1 protein-coding gene is annotated in these 285 nt (G+C 64.2%); it reads right to left on the reverse strand.

Annotation, left to right across the window (positions count from 1 at the left end):
* The coding region (locus ACYYG1_RS17355; RefSeq protein ID WP_461211592.1) for a glycerophosphodiester phosphodiesterase at nucleotides 1-240 on the reverse strand (240 nt) is incomplete at its 3' end.
* Nucleotides 241-285 lie beyond the last annotated feature (45 nt).

The following is a 285-nucleotide window of genomic DNA, read 5'->3' on the forward strand; positions in this document are numbered from 1 at the left end:
GCCGCCTTCGCGGGCGTCCATGGTCACCAGGTCCTCCGCCAGTTGCTCGGAAACCTTGCCGCGGCGGCCGGTGGTGCGCTTGAGCGTCGGGTCGTGGATCACCATCAGCTCACCGTCGCGGGATAGGTGCAGGTCCAGTTCGCAGCGCTTCACGCCATGTTCCAGGCAGCGCAGGAAGCTGTTCAGGGTGTTTTCCGGTGCTTCGCCTTTGGCGCCGCGATGGCCATAGATCAGAGTCACTGGGGCTCCTTGGGAGTCGGTGAAAGGTCCTTGAGGTACTGGGAG

The sequence above is a fragment of the Desulfocurvus sp. DL1XJH-121 genome (genome assembly GCF_054819825.1).